At 54.1% G+C, this 3,561-nt stretch carries 4 protein-coding genes; 3 read left to right on the plus strand and 1 reads right to left on the minus strand.

Annotated features, from left to right (window positions below; translation table 11 throughout):
- From C492_RS25755 to C492_RS25760, 3 genes are all read left to right on the plus strand, one after another.
- On the plus strand, positions 1–190 hold a 190-nt coding region (locus tag C492_RS25755), incomplete at its 5' end, for a hypothetical protein (protein WP_193364834.1).
- A gap of 537 nt (positions 191–727) precedes the next feature.
- Positions 728–1,450, plus strand: a complete 723-nt coding sequence (locus C492_RS00385; RefSeq protein WP_008419438.1) for a hypothetical protein — start codon at positions 728–730, stop codon at positions 1,448–1,450.
- Between the two features lie 104 nt (positions 1,451–1,554).
- Entirely contained in the window at positions 1,555–1,953 is a 399-nt protein-coding gene (locus C492_RS25760; RefSeq protein ID WP_049892556.1) for a DUF5789 family protein, read from the plus strand.
- 3 nt (positions 1,954–1,956) lie between these two features.
- Here the strand turns inward: C492_RS25760 and C492_RS00395 are convergent, their stop codons facing one another.
- Positions 1,957–2,829, minus strand: a complete 873-nt coding sequence (locus C492_RS00395) for a succinate dehydrogenase/fumarate reductase iron-sulfur subunit (RefSeq protein ID WP_008419442.1) — start codon at positions 2,827–2,829, stop codon at positions 1,957–1,959.
- Positions 2,830–3,561: the final 732 nt, after the last annotated feature.

Below are 3,561 nucleotides of genomic sequence, written 5' to 3' on the forward strand. Positions count from 1 at the left end.
CAAGCCACTCCTGCAGTGTTTCGCTATAGAGAAGAACGGGAATCGAGAGGATCGTCGAGACGAAGAAGCGTCGGCGGAACATCTGTTCGTGGCCCTCGTGCATCCCGCCATGGCCGTCATGACCACTCCCGTGATCGCCGTGTTCTTCCTCTTCGTGGTGGTGTTGCGGACCTGCCTCGTCTTCGAGTAGCGCTTGTTCTGACCCTGCCCCGATGTGAGAGCTATCGTGTTTGCCTTGGCCCTCTCGATGACGATGATGGTCCGAATCGCCGTCCGAATTGCTTGGCTGTTCGTCCATTATCGACAATTTGCGTCTGTATACGCTTCAATAGGGTGGTCGATCTGTATCTCATTTCGAATCATTTCGCGTCTCGAGATGCTCCGAACCTACAGAAGGACAGCGCAAGCTCACAAACCATTGATTTATCTGTAGAGGACAGACACCCACCTCCGGCGTGTCCGGTGGATAGGTTTAACAGAATCCGGCATCGAAGTAAGCCTGCTCCGTTGGTGTAGCTCGGCCAATCATCTCGGCATCTCACGTCGAGGACCGAGGGTCAAATCCTCGACGGAGCATCAAACTCCGAGCAGAGAGGTTGTGGAAGCTACATTCTGTTGATCCTAGGAAGTCTTGGTTGAACCACGAGCGGTCCCTGAGAACCCCGCTACTTGACTGCACAGAGTAATGTGCCTATAGCCAGAATCCTATTTCAGGGATACAGTCGATATGAGATGGCAAATCAAGGAGGTTGAATGGGAAGCTGTCGCGGGCATCCTAGCGGCTGTTCTCGCGCTCGTACTCCATTTCTTGCACATCGTAGACGAATCCGTACTTCTTCAGATTACGCTCGTTCTCATGGCGTTCTTGTTCATCAGCCACCTTCGACGCGAATCAGAAACGGAGTCCCTCTCTGAGTCCGTCGCTCACACCGAACGCACAGTCGAAGAAATTCGAGCCGGTATGGATACTCCCGACCTCGAACTCATCGGTCCAGCACAACTCAGACCGCGGAGTACGCAGTTCGGTCAAGGTGCCCGTGGTGAAATGATCTGGTTCAACGTCTGTCTGCTCATGTTCATTCCCCAGGATTTGTTCGACGCGTTGCTTCGGCCACCGATTGAAAATCCAGATGTTTCCTCGATTCAGTTCGTCCTCGACGAGAGCGAACGAGAGCGCTGGAAGACCCACGTCAAACCAAAAGTACAGAAGTGTACAGGCGCCGAAACGGTACGGGAACCCATCTGGTGCGACCTCGATGATAACGTCTCGTTCATCCTTCGCGGGACGGAAAACGAGCAGACGGACGCGCTCTTGAGTTTCTGGGGCGAACCGTTCATGGCCCGGACGACACAGGACGTCCCCCGCTATATCATCCACGTCGCACGGGATTCTGAACTGATCCCCCAGCTGCAGGATATCGAACGCGAATACCGATTGGGAACGAGCTGAGGAGCACTCTTTTCCCGTGAGCGCCCGAATACTCCTCGAAGGAGTTCTGACCGATCCCATTCACGAACCGGTGGGTGGACACCCCCGACAACACTTCAACTACAATGAGACCACCACGCTTACGCGGGTATCTGAACGAGAAATTCGAGTTCCCAGTTAACCGGGCGAGGGTTGTCGAACGTGCTGGGGACGTAACGATCGATGCTCCCGACGACGATGACTCGGAGTCTATTAGCGTGATGCTGGAACGGGACAACGACGACCCGTACGAAACTCCTGAAGACCTCTTCGCATCGATCTACGGGAGTCTCGACGACAGTTACATCGGGCGAAAATACTACGACGATCGTGGCAGTACCGTCGAAGAGGNAGACCTCTTCGCATCGATCTACGGGAGTCTCGACGACAGTTACATCGGGCGAAAATACTACGACGATCGTGGCAGTACCGTCGAAGAGGTGACTGGGGACTACCCGCGCGACGAACAGAACGTCTCCTTCTGACGGCTACCAGAATTTCAGGTTCTGTTTAACGGACTCGCGTTTCATCTCCTGGATCTCCTCAGTGATCGGGATATCCTTCGGACAGACGGTCGTACACGAGAACTGCGTATGACACTGCCAGACCCCGTGTTTCCTGTCGAGCAGTTCCAGCCGACGTTCCCTGGCGTCGTCCCCTTCGCGTTCATCCATGTAGAACCGGTATCCCTTGACGATGGCTGCAGGGCCGATGTACTCGTCGTCGAACTGTGAGGGATTACACGATGACGTACAACAGCCACATTGGATGCAACGCGAGGCCATCTTGATCTTCTCACGATTCTCGGGGGATTGGCGCTGTTCTTCGAGTTCCCCCTCAGGAAGCTCGTCGGGCTGGAAATATGGTTCGATGGATTCCATCCGTTCGAAGAAACGATCCATATCCACCACAAGGTCCTTGATCACTGGTTCGTGAGGGAGCGGCTCGACACGGACTGGCTCGTTGAGATCAGAAATTTGCGTTTGGCAGCCGAGTCGCTGGCTGCCGTTGATGAATAGGCCGTCACTTCCACACACCGCCATTTGGCACGAGTGACGGAATGTGAGACTAGAGTCGAAGTGGTCACGAGCGTAGATGAGTGCATCCAGGACTGTCATCCCCTTTTCGTAGGGAACGTGGAAGTCATCGAATCGGGGTTCTTGCTTGGCTTCGACGTCAGGATCGTACCGGAAGACCTTCAGGAGCGTTGTCTCCTCATCGGCGGAAGACTGTGTGTCAGCGGCCGCTTGTGCCTCCCGCTCGTTTGCTCGGTTCTGTTTCTTATCGAGACGCTGCTGCTCTGGTGAAGAGCCAGTGTCGGATTTTTCCTCTGTCTCTGAGGGTGTTTGTTGAGAGCTCATATTCGGGGGTAAAGTACTGAAATTCGCTAAGGAGGGTACCGGAGTTCCATGTGAAAACGTAACGCGGGGACATCCAAATAGCTGTCTCCGAGGAGTCACAGGAAACTGCCTCATTGACCAAGCATATGCTCTGAAAACCGGAACGTCGAATCTCTGCTGAGTCGCCGAGTTAATCAGAATTCGAAGGAACAACACGCCGGTACTTCGTATTTAATGGATTGGAGGGAGCAGCAACACATATCCCCGCTCTATACCTTTCACTAGACGTAGTGTCCACTTCCCCCGAAACCGACGAACGGCGCTGGCGGTAGTTAGGGTCCGGAAGTGGACAGTATCGCGGAGTACGGTCAGTCGGGTTGAGTGATCAGCGCAACAGGTGAACCCTTCGAGATGGAGACTGTAGTTACTCGAGGGATGGAAGTGTAGAGCAGATGCTGGTACGTGTTCAGAACTTTTGCAGACCACTCCCCCCGACTGACCCAACCACGATGCTCACTCGCTTTCTCGGTTGTATCGCCGTCATCATGACCTCCAAACGCACGCCCACAAATGACAGCAGAAAATGAGTTTACCGTCACGCCCTACAGCGTCGACGGAGAAATCGACTACGAGAAACTCCTCGAACAGTTCGGGGCTGACCAGCCATCTGTTCTAGTTTAACGCAGCGAGGCATCCAAGGACGCCGAACTAGAATAGTCAGTAACTAGGAGTGTGAGAATCCGGTAGAGGATG

It is taken from the genome of Natronococcus jeotgali DSM 18795, assembly GCF_000337695.1.
Taxonomy (GTDB): Archaea; Halobacteriota; Halobacteria; order Halobacteriales; family Natrialbaceae; genus Natronococcus; species Natronococcus jeotgali.